Here is a 20,804-nt window from a genome sequence, read left to right as displayed (position 1 = left end):
CGCTCACGACGCGTCGTTCTTCGCCACTGGCCCGCGCCCAGACCCAACTGGCGCCCGTTCCGCGCCCGGAAGGCTAATTGCGGCGCCTTCCCGAAGTCGGTCAGCGCCCTCGACGACGACTTTCTCGCCCGGGTTCAAGCCTTCCAGCACGACGACCTGCTCTCCACCAGAGGGCCCGAGCTTCACGGCGCGCGTCTGGACGGTGGCGTCGTCCTTGATTGCATAGACGAAGGGGCCCTTTGCGCCCTGCTGCACCGCTGCAGAAGGCGCGAGGGCCACATCATGCAAGGTCTCGACAAGGAGATCGGCGTTGACGAACTGGTTGGGAAACAATCGTTCGTCTTCATTGGGGAATTCGGCCCGGAGCTTCACCGTTCCCGAGGAGGCGTCAATCTGATTATCGACTGCAATAAGGTGGCCGCGCGCGAGTTCCGTCACGCGCTCGTGGTCGTAGGCGACGACGGTCAGCTTTTCGCCGGCGCGCGCCTTTTTCAATACTGCGGGAAGCCGGCTTTCCGGAAGCGTGAAGACGACCGTGATGGGCGAGAGCCGCGTGACGACGGCGACGCCGCTGGCGTCGCCCGGTTGGACATAATTGCCCTGATCGACTTGGCGCAACCCCACGCGGCCATCGATAGGGGACACGATCTTGCAGTAGGCAAGATTGAGTCGCGCCTGATCCACGAGCGCGCGGTCGATTGCGACCGTTCCCTTGTACTGGTTGATCAGGGCGCGCTGCGTATCAACCTGTTGCCCAGAAATGACGTCCTTCATCTTGCGGATGAGCGCCTCGTAGCGGGCAAGGTCGCGCTCGGCGTTCTGAAGCAGCGCCTGGTCCTTTTGCAACTGGCCTTCCGCCTGGGCCAGGGCGAGTTGGTACGGCCTGGGATCGACGCTCGCGAGCTCGTCGCCCGCCTTCACATATTGCGATTCTTTAAAATTGACCTCGACGAGATGGCCGGAAATGCGCGTCTTCACGATGGCTGTCGCCGATGGCGTCACCGTGCCGAGGCCACTCAGAACCACCGGGAAGCTACCCTGCGATATCTCCGCGGCGGCGACCCGTGTCGCTTGGCCTCGCCCCGGTCCTTTCCCGGCAGCAGAGGGCGCAGCTCCGTTCCGAAAAACAGCGGAGTAGCCATAGATAAACCCGCCCCCCAGAAAAAGGGCGAGCGCGGCGCCAGCGAGATATCGGCGCAAGGGCGGGCGAAGCAAGTCCTGGCGCGGCCGAGGCGCGGTGATGTCCGAACTCATGACTCTTAAAGACCTCGTCTGCCGCATTGGCCGGGATTGAAATTCAATCTACAAAGAGGGTAGATAAATAGCAATGGAGTACCGACGCGCGCCCAGTTGAAAAGCCGAAGCCGCCCGGGGCTTAATCGAGCAGATGCCCCGCCCGGTCTCGTTTTGTGGCGAGGTAGCGAATGTTGTGATTGTTTTTGCGGCCGACGATCCGATGGTCCGAAACGAGAACCAGCCCCGCCGCCTCCAGAGCGCTCAGCTTCGTGGGATTGTTGGTCATCACGCAGATCTGCGTCACGCCGAGAAGCTTCAGCATTTCTCCTGCGAAGCCGAAAGTGCGTCCGTCCTCCTCGAAACCCAGGATTTCGTCGGCGTCGAATGTGTCGAACCCACGCGATTGAAGGCTATAGGCGTGGATCTTGTTTGCCAGCCCGTTTCCGCGTCCCTCCTGGTCGAGGTAAAGCAGCACGCCGCCCCCATTTTCCGCCATATGGCGCGCGGCGCGGCGCAACTGGTCGCCGCAGTCGCATTTCAAGCTGCCGAAAAGATCGCCCGTAAGGCATGCCGAATGCAGCCTGACAGTGACCGGTTCTCTGATATTTGGCTGGCCGATGACGATCGCCACTTGATCCCGCAGGCCCTCGCCGCCACGAAAAACCACAAACTCCGAGTCCGGCGCGCCTTCCAACGGAACGGGCGCCCGGTTGACGATACGTAAACGCCCATTCCGTTCGCCTCGGAAAGCATTCACATTTGCTGCCCGCGCTGTCAGCAACCCCGGTGGCGTCTGGTCCTCGATTGGAACGATGAGCGCCGCCGGCAGGACATGGGCCAGACGGAGAAGCTGCAAGGCGCTTTCATAAAGAGACGGCGCGACCGCGACCGGCGCATCGAGACGGGCCTGGGCGTCGGCGGCCAGGGTCATGATCCGTTTGACGTCGATCGACGGCAGCGTAATGAACCCGGCGCTTTGACGGTCCGCCCCGAGGCGTCGCAGGCGCGTCGGCGTAAGCGCGAGGTGCGCGGCGCCGCTCGAAACTTGTTTAAAGGGCTCTATCTCTCCAGCGTCGAGCGCTTCGACGGAAAGGACAAGCGCGCAACGCGAGTCCTCGCTCAAGAGGACAGGCCTTCCGGCCCGAACCTCGGCGATCGCGCGCTCGACCTCGACGTCCGCAGTTGCTTCGCCTGAGAATTTTTCGACCATTTGTTGCCGCCAGCCGTTGCGATTTTATCGGGGTCATATACTATAAAAATGGTCGGATAAATAGGGTCAAGCTCAAGTCTCGGAGGGACGCTTGGAGCAGACGGGATCTGTCATTCGTTTCCCTGTCCCGTTCGAGTCGGGGCCCCAGGCCAGAGCCATTTTCGCGCCCTTCCGCGCGGCATCGCCGGAGCGTTCCTTCGTCGTGGCCCAACTCGGGCAATCGCTCGACGGCCGTATTGCGACCGTGAGCGGGGAATCCCGAGACATCAGCGGCGGGGCGGCGCTGGACCACCTGCATCGGATTCGCTCGCATGTCGACGCCGTTGTCGTGGGCGCGGGCACGATCGTCGCCGACGATCCGCAGCTCACCGTGCGACGCATTGCTGGAAAAAACCCCGCGCGGGTCGTGATCGATCCATGTGGGAGAATTGGCGCGCGGGGCAAATGGCTGGCCCGCGATGGATCGCAACGCATTCTTATTACCGCCTCCGCTGTTGCGAGGGGAGAAGGCGCCGAAATCGTCCGGATCGACGCGCATCAGGGCCTTATTCCCCCCGCCGCAATCATAGAGGCGCTCTTTGCGAGAGGCCTGCGTCGCATCCTCGTCGAAGGCGGCGCGCGGACGATTTCGAACTTCATCGATAGCGGCTGCGTCGATCGTCTGCATGTGCTGGTCGCGCCTGTCATCATCGGCTCGGGACGGACCGGGCTCGACCTCTCGCCGATCGAACGGCTTGATATGGCGCTACGGCCACGCGCTGAAGTTCATGTCCTCGGCGGCGGCGACGTGCTTTTCGATTGCGATCTCACCGCATGTCGTAAGCGCTCGAACTAAGCAGGCATTCGTGCGAACAGGTCGATGTGGCCTATTTCGCAGGAAATCGCCTGCCGGCGCGCGCGGCGCCAATCCTCGACGATTTCGGCCGCCACACGGCCCGTTTCTTCGATTGCTCGCGCTGCTCCGTCAGCGAGCGCTGCAATGAGATCGGCGTCGTTATCTCCCAGTCGCCAGGGCGAATAGGCGGTCGAAACGCGATAGCCAAAAGATTTCAGTTGTCCTTCCAGCAATGCCGCCGCTCTTGGACCCGCGGCGGGGCCAAAGCCTTTGTCTCGCGCTTGATGGGCATGAAATGCGGCGTGCGCCGCTGCGTCGGTCGGATGTTCGGGCTTCCAAATTTCTTCGCCTGAATAGGTAAGCACGGCATAGAGCGGCAGCCGACGCCGCGCCAGTTCTGTGCAGAAGCGCGCGATCCAGTCTTCCGAAACCAAGTCAAAAAATGCCGATGCCGTGACAAGATCGATCTCCCCTTCCAGCGCGGCGTTTGGCGCCGCCGCAAGATCGAGAAGCTGTAAGGCGACGTCGATTTCGGCTTCGCGCTGGCGGAATTGGGCGAGCGTCTCCTGCACCACGGCCAGCAAAAAAGGATCATTATCGACGAGCCGCCAGCTTTGGCGCGCAGCGATGAAAGGCGACAAGCCTCGTAAGTTCGAGCCGGAGCCGCTGGCAAGGTCGACGATCCGCACATGTTCGCGACCCGCGAGATGGGCCACGACAGCGTCGCGCAAAACCGGATCGCGAGCGCGATGGTCGGCAGATTCACGGAGGGACAGCCATTCTTTGGAAAAACCGCTCATATCGCGGGCGCTCCGACGCGTCTCGCGGCTTCGACGACGATACGCGCGGCGTCCTCCCAGCGTGGTAATTGCTGGCCGGCGCGCCAGGCCTCGTCCGACAGGCGTAGGCGCAAACCGCGATCCGTCATCGCAAGCCGCAGGGCTGACCGCAGCGCCGGGATGTCGCCGGGTGGGACCTTCAGCGCCGCACCATCCGGAACGGTCTCACCGGCGGCGCCCCCTTTGGTCATCACGATCGGTAAGCCGCGGGCTAGCGCCTCGGCGAGCGCCATTCCATAGCCCTCATAATGTGAAGACGAAACGAAAATGTCGGCGCCGCCATATAAATCGGAAAGCGCGTTACTCGAGCGCTCTCCAGCGAATTCGACGCGCGGCGCCAGGCCGAGCGACGCAACTCTCTCCCGGAGCGCGAGCGCCGTCGCCGGGGCATGCTCGTGACTCCCCACGATGTTCAGGCGCCAATCGAGATCATCGAGGCCCGCAAGCGCTTCGACAAGAATGTCGAATCCTTTACGCGGAATGATCGACCCCACCGCGAGAAGCGTCAAAGGCGTTCCTAATCCCTGCGCCCGGGCGGCAGGATCGGTCCCTGGGAGCGCGACTGAAATTTTCGGTGGCGGCGCGCTGAAATCCTCCACGAGTGTTTCCGCCGTGTGCGGGCTTGTCACGAGGATATGCGCGACGAGGGCGAGATTGCGCGTTTCGTTTTCGCGCAAGGTCGCAGCGCGCGCGGGCGCCAACCCGGCTTCGAGACACAGTGGGTGATGGCAAAGCTCGATCAACGGCATGCGAATGCGCCGCAGGGCGCTTTCCGGCAATGCGCCACACGCCAGCCCATCCATGAGAACGACGTCGCCGGGCTCGACCGCCCGATCGAGGCTTTCGACCGCGTCGGCGACGTCCTGCGCGGATGGCTCTGGGAAGGAACCCGGCATCGCCAGATGAACGATATCGACGCCCAAAGCGGGAACCGCTTGCAGAATGCGTCGGTCATATTCATAGCCGCCCGTACGCGCGCCGAGATCGCCCGGGATGGCGAACAGGATACGCCTCACGAGGCCACGGGTCCTTCGAACCAGGCGCGGGCGACATGCGACTCATGCAGGGTCACTCGAATCTTCGTTATCCCCTCTCCTCCGGGGCCCAGCTCGCCCGAGCGCGCCGCCGCCGCCATGGCGTCGAAAATATGCCGTGACAGAAACTCCGTTGTTGTCTGCCGCCCATTGAAGATCTCCAGCGCGTCCAGATTCTGATAGTTGAGCGGGGCGAGCGTCGCCTTCAGCGCATCGTGCGCGCGGCCGATATCGACGACAACGGCGTCAGTAGTCAGCGTTTCCCGGAAAAAGGCGACGTCGACGACGAAAGTCGCGCCATGTAGCCGCTGCGCGGGGCCGAACAGTTCGCCCCGGAAACTGTGAGCAATCATGATGTGGTCGCGAACTTCGACGGCGTACATTTGCATCTCCAAAGGTGGGTTGAATTTTCAGTAGCGCACGACGGCGCCAAGCCCCTTCGCGTCGGGCGCCAGGATTGACGGCAGCTCTTGGGGCAGATCCTCGAATGCGATTTCCCTGCTGAGGAGATCGTCGAAGCGGGGGTCGGCGAGCAGCTCCAGCGCCTTATCGAGCCGGCGCGCGTAAGACCAGCGCGGGCGACGTGAGGGCGAGACCTGACCGACTTGTGAAGAAAGGAGGCGCAGCCGGTTCGCGTGAAAGGCCGCGCCAAGCGGAATCGCAGGCGCGGCGGCGCCAAACCAGCTCACCTCCACGACCGCCGCCTCGAGCCCCGCGCTTTCGAGCGCGAGCGCCAAGCCTTGCGCGCTCGCACTCGTGTGAAAGACGACATCCGCCTGTATTTTCGAGTCGCGTAGCTGGTTCGGCGAGATAAACGTGGCGCCAAGGCGGCTCGCAATGCCTTCGCGCGACGGCTCGACATCCACAACGCTAACCTCCGCGCCCGGAAGCCGCGCGGCGACGGCCGAAATCAACAGGCCGAGAACGCCGGCGCCAATGACAATGATGCGATCGCCCGGCCCTGCGCCCGAGTCCCAGATGGCGTTCAGCGCCGTTTCCATGTTCGCAGCAAGCGTTGCGCGTCGCGCCGGCGTTGAAGCCGGCACGGGTCGCAGCATTGCAGTCGGCGCGACGAAGCGGTCTTGGTGCGGATGCAGGCAGAACACGATCTTGCCGAGCCAATCCGCCGGGCCCTCTTCCACCTGGCCGACGGCGCAATAGCCGTATTTCACCGGAAAAGGAAAATTGCCCTCCTGCATCGGCGCGCGCATGCGGTCATATTCGGAAGGCGGAACGCGGCCTTCGAAAACCAGACGCTCCGTGCCTCGGCTGATGCCGCTCCATAGGGTCGCGACGAGGGCCTCGTCTGGGCCGGGGGCGCGTATCGGCGCGGCGCGAATCCGCGCGACCCGCGCTTCTTCAGCCCACAAGGCTCTCGCACTTTTCCGACTTTGTGAGTAGGGAATGCCCTCGACCATCGCGCACTCAATTGTTACTGTACAGCTAAATCTAGCCGAACCCCGCCAGTCTTGCCAGCACGTATCCGCTTCATCCAGTAGGAAATCGCATGGTTGTACAGGACACTCCCGCCAGGCTCCAAAGCCCCTTAGAACTCTTTCCGCGCCGTCTATTTGTCGCTGTGCTCAATTTGATCGTCTATGTGGGGCTTCTGCTCTGGCTTGGATGGATCCTGTCCCACGGCGGATGGGACGCCCCCAAACTGGCAATTCTGACAGCTTTCGCAGTTGCGGCGCCGTGGACCGTTCTTGGCGCTTGCAACGCCGTGCTCGGTTATTGGCTCCTCCACCTGCGTCGCGACGGGTTGTTAGAGGCTGCGCCATTTCTGACAGCTTCACGGAATGGACGGCCTTTGAAGAAGCGCGTCGCCGTGCTGATGACGATCCGCAATGAGGACGCCAACAGAGCGATCATGCGTTTGCGCGCTGTGAAGGCGAGCGTTGACCGCACGGGAAGCGGAGACCTGTTTGATTGGTTCATACTCAGCGATAGCTGTGAGCCGTCAATTATCTTGCGGGAAGAGGAAGCGTTTGCGGCATGGCGCGCCGATTCCGGCGTCCACGCCGATCGGTTGCATTATCGACGTCGCCTTCAAAACCTCGGTTACAAGGCGGGAAACATCCGTGATTTCTGCGAGCGCTTTGGCGCCGCCTTCGAATTCATGATCCCCCTCGATGCTGACAGCCTCATGGATGGCGAGACAATCCTGCTGATGTTGCGAATCTGCGAGGCCTATCCTGCTATCGGCATTCTTCAAAGCCTCGTCGTCGGCGCGCCGTCACGCTCGGCTTTCGCGCGAATTTTCCAGTTCGGCATGCGTCACGGCATGCGAAGCTACACGATGGGCGCGAGCTGGTGGGGCGCCGATTGCGGGCCCTATTGGGGGCACAACGCTGTAGTGCGGGTCGCGCCCTTTACCCGTTACTGTGAGCTGCCGAAGCTGAAGAACGGCGGCAATATTCTGTCCCACGATCAGATCGAAGCCGCCTTCATGCGCCGCGCAGGATTTGAAGTGCGCGTGCTGCCGATTGAAGGCGGCAGCTTCGAGGAAAACCCGCCGACCCTTCTTGATTTCGTCACGCGCGAATTGCGATGGTGCAGAGGCAATATGCAATATGTCCGTCTCTGGGGATTGCGCGGCCTTCTGCCGGTGAGTCGTTTCCAGCTCTTTTGGGCGGTCAGCATGTTCATCGGAGCTCCCGCCTGGGCAGCAATTATATTGCTTGCGCCAGTCGCAGCGGCCGGAGCAGCCGATGAATTCCCGGGTGGGTCTTTGAAAGCGTTTTACGCCTTGTTTCTGACGTTGCATTTTGCCCCGAAACTTGCCGGTTTCTTGGATGTCGCCATGACGCGCGGAAGCGGAGGTCTGAGGCGCTATGGCGGGGCGTTTCGATTCCTTCTGGCGGCCGTCGTCGAGACTTTCAGCTCCTTCGTCATCGGTGCTGTAACGTCATTGAATGTTAGCTTTCTCCTGATTGCCTTGCCTTTCGGGCATTCATACGACTGGAGCGGACAACGGCGAGACGCTTATGGTCTATCATTCAGCGATGCAACGCGGGCATTTTGGCCGCATACGCTGTTCGGCGTCGTATTATTTGCCGTTGGGGCGCATCTAGCGCCGACACTCCTGCTTTGGTCTTTGCCAGTCACGCTTGGCTATGTGGCGGCTGTGCCTTTTGCGATGGTCACGGCCTCCACAAGCCTTGGCGCTTTCTTTGTCCGAACTGGATTGTTTTCCATCCCCGAAGAACTCGTCGATGATCCTGAGCCGGCTCTCGATCTGGATGGGGCTCCGGAACGGTCCGAAGCTTCAGCTCCTGCCGAATAGAAAAGGCTTTTTATTTCCTACTATTTTGGTATGTTTATGCTGATGAGGCCGCCGACGGGGATGCCGGGCATGAGACCAAACGATCGTTCAAGCCATTCCCGAGGCACTGTGATTTGGATGGCGGCCGCCCACCGACACTGCCCCGAGCCGCCATCTTTAACTCGGCAAATAATGGCGACGGCGGGATTTGCGGCTTCGGCAGTCCTTCTTGTCTATATGCTTACCGAAGCCATTGTCGCTTGGGTGGGCAATGATCGTGGCATCGCTTTGGCGTTTCTCGTGTCGCTTTGATCTCCGCAACCGCGATAGGCGGGCTCGGCCCTGCGAGCCGTCTAGCATGACGCTGATAGGGCGCGATCACTTCGAACATAGGCGACAGCCAGCCCAGGGCTCTCGGCGGCGACCGGGGCAGCGGCTAAGAATGATGATGCGGCGAAGAAGAGACGCCTAGGCGTAGACATGCGTCACCTCGCCTCTATCGCCGACTTTCCAATTCGTGATGGTTGAAATGATAAAGCGCGCCCCCCGCCGGGCGAGCAGCGCCGCGCGCGTCGTGGCATTATTGTCTCGGATGTTGGGCGACTGCCAGCTTGGAGAACACCGGCAGTCGCCCGGCGCCGCGGGGTGGTCAGTTCGCGGCGAAAGGATGCTTTACCTCGTTGCGGCTGGCGACGACGTCGGACGCTTTGGGTTCGCCTGCGACGGCGCGCGCGATGGCCTCCTTCGTAGCCTGATAGTTGTAGTCTTGAATCTTCTTGTCGTCGTTGGCTTCCCAATGGATGAAGACGCCGACCGAAATGAAGAGATCGTCGGCCTCCTCGACAGGAATGACGCCTTCGGCGACCGAGTCCGCGACAGCTTTTGCGACGCCATGCTGGGCGGGACCAAAGAGCTGGACGGCTTGCTTTGCGCCCTTGATCGTCACCTTGTTGAAGAGGATGGTATTCGGTTTCGCCAGAAGATTCGGCGCGATAACCGCGAGCAGGGTCGTGAAGCCATCCTTATTGTTGACAAGCGCATTGGCGAAAGCCAGTTCCGCCGCCGAGCCGCGCGGCCCGATGATCAGATCGATATGCGCGACTTCATTGCCTTCGCCCACCAGCGACTCGCCGACCAGAAGCTTTGTGATCTTCGCCATGTGTCTTTCCTATTCGTCGGGATCTCCGCGGGTTTAGGAAGAACCCGCACAAGCATACTACTCCATATATCCTACCGAACAAGTGGCTTATTAGCCGGATCGATCCGGAGGCGTTGCTGCAGCACAGAGCAGTCGGCGCGTGAGGATAAGCGATGGCCCTTGGCGCATTTCAGAATCTGGCGCTCGGGGCTCGAAACCGTCATGCCACGTTGATTGAAAGCGGTCGCGTTATTCCCTTCCAAAAGATGTCGCACGCGCCGCGCTTTCTTTGAACTCATTGAGTGCGCGTCGGCATCAGAGAATGGCGGCCGCCTGGCTGGCTGGCCCGAAGAACCGATGGCGCCTGGTTGGCCATAACCATACCATACAAATAGCTTAATAACAGCAGCAGACAGCCACTTGAGCTGGTCAGGCTGTTCGGCGCGCATCTACCCGAAGGCCGCCATGACTAACAACACAACGCAACAATCGTTTTATAATCATATAGATGAATTGCACCGACACCGTCAGCCGCCACTCGGCTCACCCCACCAACCGTGGCTGAACGCCAACCTCTTCAAATTCGATTGACCTATAAACTCTACCTATTTTATATATTTATATGGACAATGCTGAACCCGCGCTCGATGCGCATCCGGGTGTTAACGAGAGGGTCCGACATGGTGGGGCAAGTTTCTATTAGATCGCGCCTGTTCTCTGGAGCATCTCTGGCGTCAATCCTGGTCAGCTTGTCGATAAGCATCCCGCGTAATGAAGCGCTCGCTCAATCCCCAAAATCGACGCCATCCCAACACTCAGGCGCTCAAAATCCGAGCGAGGCGCCGAATGAAACATTGCATGTGAACGATATCCAGGTGAGCGGCCCCAATGGCGCCGGTGAAAAACTACAGGAGAAAGTGCTGACGCGAACCCCGCGCTCCGGCAGCGTCGTCACGGGGACGACGATCGAAGAGCAGCAGGTCGACAATGTGACCGACCTCTCGAGGCGGGTGCCAAATTATCGTCCGAACATCGCGCAGCCCCGCCAGTCGCGTATGGCGATCAGAGGCGTCGGCGTCGCGGCGGGGTCAGCAGGGACCGGCTCGCCGTCCGACACCGGATATATTGTCGATAACGTCTATTGGAGCTTCGCCGGCTTCCAATGGGGCGACCTCGTGGATCTGAACTCGGTCGAGCTTCTTCTCGGCCCGACCGGCACTGCCGGCGGCAAAAACACGAACGTCGGTTCTATAATATTTCATACTCAGCCGCCCTCATTCGAGCCGAAGACCACGGTGCGGACGACTTACGGGAACTACAATCACTTCAAGCAGACATTCAACTCTACGGGCACGCTCATTGAAGATCAGCTCGCCTATCGCGCCTCTGTTTATCTCGATCGTGGCGACGGCTGGATCAAGGACGCGAAAACCGGATCGACCTATCTCGACACGAATCGTCTCGGACTGCACTTTCAGCTTCTCGGCGTCGGCGACGGATGGAGCGACCGTGTCAGTTTCATCTACAATGCGTCGAATGAGCACAATGATTATCTCACCGGAACGATCGGCGATACGAGCCTGATATATGCCAATGGCGCACGACTCACGCCGACATTCTTTCAGCAGGTATGGTCGAAGCTCAAAAAGCCCATCTGGACCATCGACCCGAATACGCCTTACATCGCGCGAAACGGTCGCGACCCCACGCATGTGCTGATGCTCTCGAACGAGCTGAACTACCAGTTCGGCGACAATATGCTGACCTCGATCTCTGCGATCGGCTACGGTTCGTTCCGCAACAACGGGTTCTCCGATAACCAATTGCTGCAGCTCGGGTTCGGCTCCGGCGGCATGGACACTTATGTGTTGCAGAGTTCGCAAGAGCTGCGGCTGTCGTCGCCCAAGGAACAGGATTTCGAATGGACGACTGGCCTTTACGGTTATTATGAGATCGCGCAGGATCGCATGCACCACGAAACCTTCGGCGTCGACTCGGCGGCTTGGCTCGGGAGGCCGGCGGCGTTGCCCGGTCTCACAACCTGGTGGCTCAACAATGCGGGGGATTTCCAAATCGCGGCTTATGGGCAAGGAACCTGGCACATCGACGAGCAGGCGTCGATCACGTTCGGCCTGCGCGACAGCTACGATATCCGCTACAGCTCGAATAAATTTCGCCCGAATTATTTCTATGGCGTGCCCTACAGCGTTCTCCAGCAGGACGCCGCTCTCGTCTCGGCGTCGGGTGGATATGGTTGGTCCGACACAGGCGGCGCAACGAACCATCACAATGGCGTCATCGGAATTATCAATCCGCAGTATCAGCTCAACGAGAACATTTTGCTTTACGGCCTGCTTGGGCGCGGGGACAAGCAGCCGGCTGTAAACACTCAGAACACGCCAATTTACATCGGCGGCGTTGCGCAGGGCTTCAAACCCCCGTTCAATAAGCCCGAAACCTCATGGGACTATGAGATCGGGGCAAAAACGAACTGGTTCGACGGCTCGCTGATATCCAACGTCAACTTGTATTGGAACGACCTCTATGACTTCCAGATCAGCCAGCAGAAAACCTATGCTGACAGCAATGGCGTCACATCGAATGTGACCTATCTTGGCAATGCGCCTCATGTGCGGCTTCGGGGCGTCGAGTTCGTGCAACGCTGGATCCCCTTCGAGGGACTCGCTCTAAACCTCTCGGGGGCATATACGGAAGCGCGCTACGTCAACTACAAGGACGCGCCCGCGCCGCCGGATTGGAGCTACAAAGGGGGGCCTTCGACGATGTCCCTCAGCAATACGCGCATCACCGGCTTGCCCTGGTGGCAAATCAATGGCGGATTCAACTACGAGCGCCCGCTTGGCGGCGCTTTCGCGAGTTCGACCGATTGGAAAGGCAAGCCGCTGAACGGATTCATTTATGCAAACGCGGCTTGGTTCAGCAAGGCGCAATATACGAACCCCCTTTCCTTGATCCAATATTGGCAGAGCGCCTATGTGATGTTCGACGCCGGCCTTGGCGTGCGCACGGATGATCGCAAATACAGTTTGACCCTATGGGGCAAGAACCTTTTCAACAATCGTCCCTGGACGACGTGGGCTCAAGGAAGCTCTACGGCCCCGACAACAGTGGGCATCTCAACTCAGGGACCGCGAACTTTCGGCGTCACCTCGTCGATTACGTTTTAAGCCAGACCTGCCGCGGCTCCGACGCGCCATCTTTTGAGGAGAAAACGCAGTGAAAATACGAACGCTCATCTTCTCGCTCGCTAGTCTGCCTGCTATGTCGGGCTGCAATTCCACCAGCTCGGCCAACCCCGCCAATTCGCTGGATCCCGCCGTCTACACCAAGCTCGGCGGCGTTCACGCTCATCACACGCCGGAACAACATGCGGCGTTCCTCAAGCGCGTCGGGCAATTGCCTACCGAGGAAGACGCGACTAACGGCCCCGGCCTGAGCGGTGGCGGGGGACACCACCATTGAAGATCCATTTTCGGCTTCTCAGATGGCCAGCTAGTGGCCGCTCCGCCACGGATGACCTCGGGCAAAATGTGAATTTTGCGGTCAAGATCTATGGCGCCCGTCCTCTCAAGCTCGCGCTCGCGCTTTTCGAGCCACGCTGATGCGGCCTGATTGCGATCGAAGGTCTTTGTCTCAGGATGCACATGGCCGTCGCGTCACATCGAGATTTGGGCCATATAGCCAGTCGAGCCGTCCTTGCGCCTTCGCGGAATGATGGTTCCCATTTACAGCATGAGCCCAAAGTTACAGCAATGCTGTAGCCTGGGGCTCAAAATGATGCAGAATCGGAATAAAACCGGAACAAATCGGATGATTTCCGAGAGAGACAAGTGACTGAAGCAAAACAAAAAACAATTAAAAACAGCGACATCCGCTTCTCTGTCGCGCCGATGATGGAATGGACGGATCGCCATTGCCGCTTCTTCCATCGGCTGCTGACGCGCCGCGCGCGCCTTTACACCGAAATGCTGACGACCGGCGCCGTCATCCATGGCGATCGCGCGCGCCTCATGCGTTTCGACCCCTTCGAGCAGCCGGTCGCCTTTCAGCTCGGCGGCTCCGATCCGGCGGAGCTGGCGCGCGCGGCGAAGATTGTCGAAGACTTCGGCTATTGCGAGGTCAATCTCAACGTCGGGTGCCCATCCGATCGCGTGCAGAACGGAGCCTTCGGCGCCTGCCTCATGCTGCGCCCTGCCCTCGTCGCCGATTGCGTGAAGGCGATGAAAGACGTCATCGCCGCGCCAGTGACCGTGAAATGCCGCATTGGCGTCGACGACCAGGAACCAGAGCCCGCGCTCTTCGCGATGGCGCAACACTGCATCGAGGCAGGCGTCGACGCGCTCGTCGTCCATGCGCGCAAAGCCTGGCTCAAGGGGCTCTCACCCAAAGAGAACCGCGACGTTCCGCCGCTCGATTACGCCCTCGTGCACAAGCTCAAGCGCGCATTCCCCCAGACGCCCATGGCGATCAATGGCGGATTGACCACTTTTCCCCAGATGCACGCGCAGCTCGAGAGAATGGATGGCGTGATGATCGGCCGCGCCGCGTATCACGACCCAGGCCTCCTCCTGCGAGTCGATCCCGAGCTCTTCCAGGAGGACGCGCCCTATCCGGATATGTTCGCGGCCGTCGACGCCTATATCCCCTACATCGAGCGCGAGCTCGGCAAAGGAGAAAAGCTGTCGAATATGACCCGCCACATGCTCGGTCTTTTCACCGGTCTTCCCGGCGCCCGCGCCTTCCGCCGACGCCTGGCGCTGGAAGCCGTGCGGCCGGGAGCCGGCGTCGAGGTCTTGGCCGGCGCTGTTTCTGAAGTCAGAAGCGCCATGGCGCGAGTGCGCGACGCCGCGGCCTGATTTTCAAGCCGCCGAAATAGCGATGAGCAGCGCGATTTCTGCAACCTGTTGCGATGCGCCCAGCACGTCGCCCGTATAGCCGCCAATCTGCCGCCGGGCCAGATTCGACACGCCGAGCGCCCCCGCCATCGCGGCCGTTTGCGCGACGACCGTCTGCGCCAAAGAGGCGCCGCAAAGCCATGGCGCAAGCGCGATCACGCCGCCGATGATGAGCGCCAGACGCATGGCCGAGGGCGACGGCGTCGGAGCCGACGCGCCGGCGCCGTCGCCGCGTGCGGGCAGAAGCATCATCATCGGAACGAGCCCCACGGCCCGCGAGAGCGCCGACGCCGAGACGATGGCGAGAGCCGCCAGCAGAACGCTTCTCTCGAACGTCGCCGCCACCGCCGCGACGCGCAGCAGCGCCGTGAGGCAGAGCGCGAGCGCGCCATAGGCGCCGAGGCGACTGTCGCGCATGATGGCGAGTTTCTGTTCACGCGTTGCGCCGCCGCCGAAACCATCGGCGAGATCCGCGAGACCGTCCTCATGCAACCCGCCCGTCGCCAAAGTCAGCGCGCCCACTGCACAGGCCGCAACGACGAAGCTCGGCAGATGCAAAAAGCCCCCGATCAAGACGACGCCGGCGCCGATCGCGCCGATGACGCCGCCCGCCAGAGGCGCCGCCCAGCTCACACGCGCGAAATCAGGCATCGCATGGCCGTCGTCTCCCGGCGGAACCGGAAGACGGGAATAGAACCGCAGACAAGCGCGAATATCGCGGGCAAAGGTCGAGACCATGAGGGCTTCATGGACGAGGCGCCGCGCTTTGTCGAGCGCCTCACGTTGTCGAACGTCAACCGGTGGTCTGCATCACCTGAATGGCGGCGGGCGCCAGCACGACAACCATCAGCACCGGCAGAAAGAAGATGATCATCGGCACGGTCAGCTTGGGCGGCAAGGCTGCGGCTTTCTTCTCGGCCTCCATCAGGCGATTGTCGCGGCTTTCCTGCGCCGTGATGCGCAGCGCCTGACCGAGCGGCGTGCCATATTTCTCGGCTTGGATCAGAACGGTCGAGATCTGCTTCACGCCGTCGAGGCCCGTGCGCGCCGCAAGATTGATATAGGCGGTGCGCCGGTCGGGAAGATAAGAAAGCTCGGCCGTCGCCAACGCGAACTCCTCGGCGAGCGGAAGCGACTGAACGCCGATCTCCTGGCCGACCTTGCGAAACGCATGCTCGATCGACATGCCTGATTCGACGCAGATCAGCATCAAATCGAGGGCGTCCGGAAAGGCCCTTTGCATCGACTGCTGACGGTTGGCGATCGTATTGCTGATGAACACTTCGGGCGCCTTGATGCCGAGATAGGTCGCGGCGATCACGGCGCCGGCCTTGAACAGCATGCCCGTCTCAGGGTCGCTGAAAACAACGACCCAGAGAAGCGCAGCAAGGAAAAATCCGATCGGCGTCACCAATCGGAAGAACAGAAAAGCGATTTCCGCCTGCGGCCCACGGAAGCCCGCCGATGCGAGCTTCATTTTCGCGTCCTCCGTGTTCAGCCATGTCGACAGCGAAAATTTCTCGACGATATTCTTCATATAGGTCTTCGACTCGTGGCGAAGCCCCTTGACCTGCTGCTGGCTTTTTGCGAGCGCGCGTTCACGCTGACGAATTCTCTCGCGCTCGCTGGAGACGCTTTTCATTCGCTTGGCGAGGGAGTCGTCGCTCAACAGCGGCATAGCCAGCGTTATGATCGTCGCGATCACGGCAATCGCGGTCAATGCGCTGACCACGAAATGCGTGTTTGTGATCTTCTCTACTAGCTCGTCCATTTCGCCGGCCTCGCCAACCCCGCCTTTACCGTCCAGTATTTCTATATGTCGAAGTTGATCATCTTACGCATGATGAACACGCCGATCGCCATCCACAAAAGGCATCCGGCGATAATGATCTTGCCGAGCGTCGAGGTGAACAGGATCATCATGTAGGAGGGGGTGGTGAAAAACACTGCGCCGCCGACGAGGAAAGGCAGACTGCCGATGATGCCGGCGGACGCCTTTGCTTCGGAGGACATCGCCTGCACCTTTCCCTTCATCTTTTTGCGGTCACGAAGAACCGCCGAAAGATTGGACAAAGCTTCGGAAAGATTGCCGCCGGATTTCTGCTGAATGTTGATCACGATGGAAAAGAACGAAACCTCGGGCACCGGAACGCGCTCGGCGAAGCGCTCGGACGCTTCGCCGATCGAAAGGCCGATCGCCTGCGATTCGACGATACGTTTGAATTCGCCGCGCACAGGCTCCTGCCCTTCCGCAGCGATCACGCGAAAGCAGTCGCCGACCGGCAAGCCAGCCTTGACGCCGCGGATGATCACTTCGATGGCGCCCGGAAATTCGTCGATGAACTTTGCGATACGACGCTTGCGTAAGAAAGACAGAATCCAGTTCGGCAATCCGAACATGCCGACCGCAGCGGCGCCTAACGCCACCAGCATGTCGCCGTTGACGACGAATATGAGGAATCCAATAAACAGCCCGAACCCCACCGAGGCCCCGAGAAAGGCCTCCTTGGACCAGGTCAAACCCGCTTGAGCGATGCTCTGCTCGAGCGTGACCCGCTGCTTTTTGTTCTTTTCCTCGACTTCCTTCAGGCTATCCGCGATGGCTTTGCGACGCTTCGCCGGATCGCCGCCTCTCGCATTGCTCGACCGTTCGGCGGGACCAGTCATCAGCGCCGCTTGGCGCTTCTGGGCTTTGATGTCGCCCGAGAGATAGGGATAGACGAAGACGTACATCAGCGCCGCAACAGCGAGCACGATCAACGCCACGACAATAATCTGCCGATCCATACCCTAGCCCTCGACCTTTTATTTTTCCAGATCGCCCACATCCGCGGCGTCGAGCGCTGCAGCGAGACGCTCGTCTTCGCCATAGTAGCGCGCACGTTCCCAGAATCTTGGACGGCCGATGCCGGTCGAACGGTGCCGGCCGACGATCTTCCCATTCGCATCCTCGCCGAGGATCTCGTAAACAAAGAGATCCTGCATGGTCACGACATCGCCTTCGAGCCCGAGAACTTCACTAATGTGTGTGATCCGGCGAGAGCCGTCGCGCAGGCGGGCGGCCTGAATGATTACGTCGATCGACGACACGATCATGTCCCGGATGGTTTTCCCCGGCAGCGCGAAACCGCCCATGGTGATCATCGACTCGAGGCGGCCGAGCGCTTCGCGCGGCGAGTTGGCGTGGAGCGTCCCCATCGAGCCGTCGTGGCCGGTGTTCATCGCCTGCAACAGATCGAAAGCCTCCGGTCCGCGCACCTCGCCCACGATGATGCGTTCCGGACGCATACGCAGGCAGTTCTTGACTAAATCGCGCATCGTCACCGCGCCCTGCCCCTCGAGGTTCGGCGGTCGCGTTTCAAGACGCACGACGTGCGGTTGTTGGAGTTGCAGCTCCGCTGCGTCCTCACAGGTAATGACCCGCTCGTCGACGTCGATGTAATTGGTAAGGCAGTTCAACAGAGTCGTTTTACCCGAGCCGGTGCCGCCAGAGATGAGCACGTTGCAGCGAACGCGGCCGATAATCTTGAGCACCTCGCCGCCCTCCGGCGAAATCGCGCCAAAGCGCATTAGCTGGTCGAGGGTCAGCTTGTCCTTCTTGAACTTACGAATGGTGAGCGCCGGACCATCGATCGCAAGCGGCGGCGCAATCACATTGACGCGCGAGCCGTCGAGCAGACGCGCGTCACAGATCGGCGACGCCTCGTCGACGCGACGACCGACCTGGGACACGATGCGCTGACAGATGTTCATCAGTTGCGCATTGTCCCGGAAGCGAATGTTCGTAAGCTGAATCTTGCCGCCGACTTCGATATAGGTCTTGAACGCGCCATTGACCATGATGTCCGCAATATCGTCGCGCGCGAGCAAAGGCTCGAGCGGGCCATATCCGAGAACGTCGTTACAGATATCGTCGAGCAGCTCCTCCTGCTCGGCGATCGACATCACGACATTTTTGATGGCGACGATTTCGTTGACGATGTCGCGAATTTCTTCGCGGGCGTTCTCGGGGTCGAGCTTCGAGAGCTGCGCGAGGTCGATCGCCTCGATCAGCGCGCCGAAGATGACGCTTTTCGTCAGATAATATTCTTCGGACTTCTTTTGCTCGGGCGCTGGCGCCGGCGCCGGGACCGCTGGCTCGTAACTCGGCGCCACAGGCAAAGGCAGTTGCGGCTTGACCATGGTCGCTGCAGCCGGTCCCCGGGGCCGATGCGCCATATCGCCGACACTCGTACGCTTTCCGAACATTGCCGATTATCCCTGGCCGATGCGGTAGATGCTGCGACGGTCTTCAGCTCGCCTTCTTACGCACGAAATGATCGAGGAGCGGCGAAAGCAGAGTCTTCTTGGCGCGCCGCACCACGACGCGCCCCATCAATTGCCGCGCGATGTCGTCGAGCGCTTCGACGATCTTGGAGCCCGCCTCCACCTCCGCGAGCATCTGGCCGTTATTCGCCGCGGTCCCGAACAGCTTCGGCTCGAATGGCACGACTCCGACGGGCTCGACCTCGATCGCTTTTGCAAACTCCGGAATGGCAATTTCCGGGCGGCGCGGCACGCCGACCATGTTGAGCACGAGCCGAGGCGCCGGATCGTTGACGCGCTGGGCGCGAAGCGCATCCATCAGCGTCTTCGCGTTTCGCAAATTGGCAAGATCGGGGGAAGCGACCAGAACCACCTCGTCGGCCGCGACCAGGACGCGCTTTGTCCAGGCAGACCATTGGTGGGGGACATCCAAAATGGAGCAAGGCGTCGTGGAGCGTAGAATGTCGAGCGTCGCGTCGAAAGCCTGTTCCTGAAGATCGTAAAGTCGCTCCACTGTCGCCGGCGCGGCAAGAATGCTGAGGGTGTCGCTGCATTTCGACAGGAGGCGATCGACGAAAGCCGTGTCCAATCGCTCCGGCGAGAAGACTGCGTCCGCGACGCCCTGCGGCGGGTCCTGGTTGAAATCAAGACCCGCTGTGCCGAACGGCAGATCGAGATCGACGATCACCGTCTGGCACTCGAGCTGGCGCGAGATCGACCAGGCAAGGTTGTGGCAGATCGTCGAAGCGCCGACGCCGCCCTTGGCGCCGACCACCGCGATCAATTTGCCGATCACCTCGGCGTGCGGACCATTATAAAGGTGAGACACCTGCCCGATGAAAGTGAGAACGTCGAGCGGCGCGACGACATAATCGCTGACGCCGCGCGCCGTCAGCTCGCGATAGAGCGCGATGTCGTTTTCATGGCCGATCACCATGACCTTGGTCCCCGAGTCGCAAAACTCGGCCAGACTATCGAGCTGCTCCATCAGCACCGTCCGATCCGCATAGGTCTCGAGGACGATGAGATTAGGCGTCGGGGCGGTACGATAGGCTTCGACGGCCGCGGCAATCCCGCCCATGTGAACCTTCACATGCGCCTTGCTCATGCGCCGGTCTGTGGCCGCGTTTTCGATGACCTGCGCGACGTCCTGAGACTCGCAGAATCCCTGCACCGAAATCCGTGGAACCGGCGCGATCTGAACCGCAGCGTCGCGTTCGCCGTGTTTGTCGGACATGATTAGCTTCCCCCGACCTGGCTGATGTCGCTCGCCTTGAGCCGCCACATCGTGCTCGGTTCTTCGCCGCGACGCATTTTGTTGATATTGCGCATGCGCAGCTCGATGTCGGACGGCGTTTCGCCGCGCGGATTTGCAAGATCACGCGGATCGGCGACCTGCGCGGACAGCGTCGCCTGCGAGGCGCAGCCAAAATTCCAATAGGTCTGATTCTCCCAGCCGTCGACGGACGAGCCGGAGGCAAGGTCCCTCGGCCATTCGCCACAGCGACCAGCCACTTTCGCCTTCAAGGATTGGAAAGACAGACGAATGGGCGCAGCGAGCTTGGGATCGGTCACCGGATACGTGCCGCCGATGATGTTTCCGCCAATTCCGGCATAGGCAAGCGCACGGCGCACGGCATTCGCCTCCGCGGCGCTCGCCGCAGCAGCCGGGCTTCCAACCGGGGTCAACATGGTGATCTGGCCGTGGCCAAATTCCCTGTAACGCGCCACAAACTCATTGAGGCGTCCCTGCGTGTCGTTGTCGATGCGCCCGCGAAAAGACGATGGGAACACATCGAGCACCTGCGGCGCGTCGCTCAGCACGACCGGGTGGCGATCATGATAGTCGTGAGGCGTCGCGGGCGGCGGCAGAGTTCTCTGGACGCCGCAGGCTCCGAGCGGCGCCAGGAGAGCCGCGGCCAAAACTCTGGCAAGACGTCGCGTTCGGGGCCTGGTTTTCTGTGCGAAGACGCCGAGCGGCTCCGCTATCTGCATTTGCGTGGGCATATTTCTCATCCTTCGCGGC

The 20,804-nt window shown here is 60.9% G+C and carries 18 protein-coding genes; 5 read left to right on the top strand and 13 right to left on the bottom strand.

Annotation, left to right across the window (positions count from 1 at the left end):
* Positions 1 to 3 precede the first annotated feature (3 nt).
* The gene (locus QNA11_RS01165) at positions 4 to 1,254 is read right to left on the bottom strand and encodes an MdtA/MuxA family multidrug efflux RND transporter periplasmic adaptor subunit (RefSeq protein WP_283481629.1); all 1,251 of its coding nucleotides are present in this window, start codon (positions 1,252 to 1,254) and stop codon (positions 4 to 6) included.
* 121 nt (positions 1,255 to 1,375) lie between these two features.
* Positions 1,376 to 2,446, bottom strand: a complete 1,071-nt coding sequence (gene ribA, locus QNA11_RS01160) for a GTP cyclohydrolase II RibA (protein ID WP_283481628.1) — start codon at positions 2,444 to 2,446, stop codon at positions 1,376 to 1,378.
* 202 nt (positions 2,447 to 2,648) lie between these two features.
* On the opposite strand from ribA, the gene QNA11_RS01155 reads away from it, so the two are divergent.
* On the top strand, positions 2,649 to 3,281 hold the full coding sequence (locus QNA11_RS01155) for a RibD family protein (RefSeq protein ID WP_283481627.1): 633 nt from the start codon (positions 2,649 to 2,651) through the stop codon (positions 3,279 to 3,281).
* On the opposite strand, the gene QNA11_RS01150 is transcribed toward QNA11_RS01155, so the two are convergent.
* The 4 genes from QNA11_RS01150 to QNA11_RS01135 are packed head-to-tail and all read right to left on the bottom strand — an operon-like array spanning position 3,278 to position 6,572.
* Positions 3,278 to 4,081, bottom strand: a complete 804-nt coding sequence (locus tag QNA11_RS01150; RefSeq protein ID WP_283481626.1) for a class I SAM-dependent methyltransferase — start codon at positions 4,079 to 4,081, stop codon at positions 3,278 to 3,280. The two genes, QNA11_RS01155 and QNA11_RS01150, sit on opposite strands and share 4 nt — an antisense overlap.
* Positions 4,078 to 5,136, bottom strand: coding sequence for a glycosyltransferase family 4 protein (locus QNA11_RS01145; protein ID WP_283481625.1), 1,059 nt, complete (start codon positions 5,134 to 5,136; stop codon positions 4,078 to 4,080). Before QNA11_RS01145 ends, QNA11_RS01150 begins: the two co-directional genes overlap by 4 nt.
* A complete protein-coding gene (locus QNA11_RS01140) occupies positions 5,133 to 5,537 on the bottom strand; it encodes a 6-pyruvoyl trahydropterin synthase family protein (RefSeq protein WP_202072522.1) in 405 nt (134 codons plus the stop codon). Before QNA11_RS01140 ends, QNA11_RS01145 begins: the two co-directional genes overlap by 4 nt.
* A 27-nt stretch (positions 5,538 to 5,564) precedes the next feature.
* Positions 5,565 to 6,572, bottom strand: a complete 1,008-nt coding sequence (locus QNA11_RS01135; protein ID WP_502867503.1) for a zinc-dependent alcohol dehydrogenase — start codon at positions 6,570 to 6,572, stop codon at positions 5,565 to 5,567.
* 89 nt (positions 6,573 to 6,661) lie between these two features.
* Between QNA11_RS01135 and mdoH the strand changes: the two genes are divergently transcribed.
* Complete coding sequence (gene mdoH / locus QNA11_RS01130) at positions 6,662 to 8,440, top strand: glucans biosynthesis glucosyltransferase MdoH (protein WP_283481623.1); 1,779 nt, start codon at positions 6,662 to 6,664, stop codon at positions 8,438 to 8,440.
* A 628-nt stretch (positions 8,441 to 9,068) separates the two neighbouring features.
* Here mdoH and fae read toward each other — a convergent pair.
* The gene (fae, locus tag QNA11_RS01125; protein WP_283481622.1) at positions 9,069 to 9,578 is read right to left on the bottom strand and encodes a formaldehyde-activating enzyme; all 510 of its coding nucleotides are present in this window, start codon (positions 9,576 to 9,578) and stop codon (positions 9,069 to 9,071) included.
* A gap of 839 nt (positions 9,579 to 10,417) precedes the next feature.
* Between fae and QNA11_RS01120 the strand changes: the two genes are divergently transcribed.
* The 3 genes from QNA11_RS01120 to dusA all read left to right on the top strand — a co-directional run bounded on the left by QNA11_RS01120 (position 10,418) and on the right by dusA (position 14,434).
* Complete coding sequence (locus QNA11_RS01120; RefSeq protein ID WP_283481621.1) at positions 10,418 to 12,745, top strand: TonB-dependent receptor; 2,328 nt, start codon at positions 10,418 to 10,420, stop codon at positions 12,743 to 12,745.
* 49 nt (positions 12,746 to 12,794) lie between these two features.
* Positions 12,795 to 13,040 carry a hypothetical protein gene (locus QNA11_RS01115; RefSeq protein WP_283481620.1) on the top strand — a complete coding sequence of 82 codons (246 nt, stop codon included), beginning with the start codon at positions 12,795 to 12,797 and terminating at the stop codon, positions 13,038 to 13,040.
* A gap of 368 nt (positions 13,041 to 13,408) precedes the next feature.
* On the top strand, positions 13,409 to 14,434 hold the full coding sequence (dusA, locus tag QNA11_RS01110) for a tRNA dihydrouridine(20/20a) synthase DusA (protein WP_283481619.1): 1,026 nt from the start codon (positions 13,409 to 13,411) through the stop codon (positions 14,432 to 14,434).
* 3 nt (positions 14,435 to 14,437) lie between these two features.
* On the opposite strand, the gene cobS is transcribed toward dusA, so the two are convergent.
* Genes cobS through QNA11_RS01080 form a run of 6 tightly spaced genes read right to left on the bottom strand, consistent with a single transcriptional unit; the run spans position 14,438 to position 20,785 of the window.
* Positions 14,438 to 15,211, bottom strand: coding sequence for an adenosylcobinamide-GDP ribazoletransferase (gene cobS / locus QNA11_RS01105; protein ID WP_283481618.1), 774 nt, complete (start codon positions 15,209 to 15,211; stop codon positions 14,438 to 14,440).
* A gap of 55 nt (positions 15,212 to 15,266) precedes the next feature.
* Positions 15,267 to 16,244 carry a type II secretion system F family protein gene (locus QNA11_RS01100; protein WP_202072516.1) on the bottom strand — a complete coding sequence of 326 codons (978 nt, stop codon included), beginning with the start codon at positions 16,242 to 16,244 and terminating at the stop codon, positions 15,267 to 15,269.
* Between the two features lie 41 nt (positions 16,245 to 16,285).
* A complete protein-coding gene (locus QNA11_RS01095) occupies positions 16,286 to 17,260 on the bottom strand; it encodes a type II secretion system F family protein (protein ID WP_283481617.1) in 975 nt (324 codons plus the stop codon).
* 18 nt (positions 17,261 to 17,278) lie between these two features.
* The gene (locus tag QNA11_RS01090) at positions 17,279 to 18,721 is read right to left on the bottom strand and encodes a TadA family conjugal transfer-associated ATPase (protein WP_202072514.1); all 1,443 of its coding nucleotides are present in this window, start codon (positions 18,719 to 18,721) and stop codon (positions 17,279 to 17,281) included.
* A gap of 43 nt (positions 18,722 to 18,764) precedes the next feature.
* Positions 18,765 to 20,015, bottom strand: coding sequence for a CpaE/TadZ family protein (locus QNA11_RS01085; RefSeq protein WP_202072513.1), 1,251 nt, complete (start codon positions 20,013 to 20,015; stop codon positions 18,765 to 18,767).
* Between the two features lie 2 nt (positions 20,016 to 20,017).
* Entirely contained in the window at positions 20,018 to 20,785 is a 768-nt protein-coding gene (locus QNA11_RS01080; RefSeq protein ID WP_283481616.1) for a CpaD family pilus assembly protein, read from the bottom strand.
* Positions 20,786 to 20,804 lie beyond the last annotated feature (19 nt).

The organism is Methylocystis sp. JR02 (genome assembly GCF_030063565.1).
In the GTDB taxonomy this organism is placed as follows: domain Bacteria; phylum Pseudomonadota; class Alphaproteobacteria; order Rhizobiales; family Beijerinckiaceae; genus Methylocystis; species Methylocystis iwaonis.
Note: the sequence above shows the minus strand (reverse complement) of the source record. Positions and strands in the feature narration are given on the sequence as shown.

Bases quoted from the DNA above. Each gene is read 5' to 3' on its own strand.
- QNA11_RS01165 (WP_283481629.1), bottom strand. From the start codon at position 1,254: ATGAGTTCGGACATCACCGCGCCTCGGCCGCGCCAGGACTTGCTTCGC.
- ribA (WP_283481628.1), bottom strand. From the start codon at position 2,446: ATGGTCGAAAAATTCTCAGGCGAAGCAACTGCGGACGTCGAGGTCGAG.
- QNA11_RS01150 (WP_283481626.1), bottom strand. From the start codon at position 4,081: ATGAGCGGTTTTTCCAAAGAATGGCTGTCCCTCCGTGAATCTGCCGAC.
- QNA11_RS01140 (WP_202072522.1), bottom strand. From the start codon at position 5,537: ATGTACGCCGTCGAAGTTCGCGACCACATCATGATTGCTCACAGTTTC.
- QNA11_RS01135 (WP_502867503.1), bottom strand. From the start codon at position 6,572: ATGGTCGAGGGCATTCCCTACTCACAAAGTCGGAAAAGTGCGAGAGCC.
- mdoH (WP_283481623.1), top strand. From the start codon at position 6,662: ATGGTTGTACAGGACACTCCCGCCAGGCTCCAAAGCCCCTTAGAACTC.
- fae (WP_283481622.1), bottom strand. From the start codon at position 9,578: ATGGCGAAGATCACAAAGCTTCTGGTCGGCGAGTCGCTGGTGGGCGAA.
- cobS (WP_283481618.1), bottom strand. From the start codon at position 15,211: ATGGTCTCGACCTTTGCCCGCGATATTCGCGCTTGTCTGCGGTTCTAT.
- QNA11_RS01100 (WP_202072516.1), bottom strand. From the start codon at position 16,244: ATGGACGAGCTAGTAGAGAAGATCACAAACACGCATTTCGTGGTCAGC.
- QNA11_RS01095 (WP_283481617.1), bottom strand. From the start codon at position 17,260: ATGGATCGGCAGATTATTGTCGTGGCGTTGATCGTGCTCGCTGTTGCG.
- QNA11_RS01090 (WP_202072514.1), bottom strand. From the start codon at position 18,721: ATGTTCGGAAAGCGTACGAGTGTCGGCGATATGGCGCATCGGCCCCGG.
- QNA11_RS01085 (WP_202072513.1), bottom strand. From the start codon at position 20,015: ATGTCCGACAAACACGGCGAACGCGACGCTGCGGTTCAGATCGCGCCG.
- QNA11_RS01080 (WP_283481616.1), bottom strand. From the start codon at position 20,785: ATGCCCACGCAAATGCAGATAGCGGAGCCGCTCGGCGTCTTCGCACAG.